The organism is Neobacillus paridis (assembly GCF_016765675.1).
GTDB lineage: Bacteria > Bacillota > Bacilli > Bacillales > Cytobacillaceae > Neobacillus > Neobacillus paridis.
On the sequence record NZ_JAESWB010000107.1, the window covers coordinates 1 to 654 of the forward strand.

The window sequence follows — 654 nt, forward strand, 5'->3', positions numbered from 1 at the left end:
CTTCGCTCACTCGCTTCCTTGACCTTCTCGCTGCTGATTTGTCATGACCTAAAAGGTTTAAAACCTAAAATGGCGATACTCGGTTCTTACTTGGTTACTTCTTCTATTACGATTATCTAGTTTTCAAAGAACGAGGCTACTGATTTCAATCACTTCGTGATGTTTCATCGTAGCTTTACATCATGCCGCCTTGCGACGAGCTGAGAAGTTACTTCCTCGAACTACTACGGCGCAGAAGCAAATATTGGTGGAGCCTAGCGGGATCGAACCGCTGGCCTCCTGCGTGCAAAGCAGGCGCTCTCCCAGCTGAGCTAAGGCCCCATAAAAAGATATTAAATTGAAGTATGGTGGGCCTAAATGGACTTGAACCATCGACCTCACGCTTATCAGGCGTGCGCTCTAACCAGCTGAGCTATAGGCCCATACTTATTATTTATTAAAAGAGATTCATTCTCTCAAAACTAAACAAGGCAACTTCCACGAATCAACTTCATGAATGGCCTTCTTAGTTTTGCTTCAAGCTGCCTTGCGACGAGCTGAGAAGTTACTTCCTCGAACTACTACGGCGCAGGAGCAAACTTAGCGAAAGGATTATTCCCTCAAAACTAAACAAACAAAGAACGTGCAACAATCTATTTATTTATTTGTTCGCAA

General features: G+C 43.9%; 2 tRNA genes. Both read right to left on the reverse strand.

What is annotated here, in order from left to right:
* Positions 1-245 precede the first annotated feature (245 nt).
* A tRNA-Ala gene (locus JK635_RS06310) sits at positions 246-321 on the reverse strand.
* 24 nt (positions 322-345) lie between these two features.
* Positions 346-422, reverse strand: a tRNA-Ile gene (locus tag JK635_RS06315).
* Positions 423-654 lie beyond the last annotated feature (232 nt).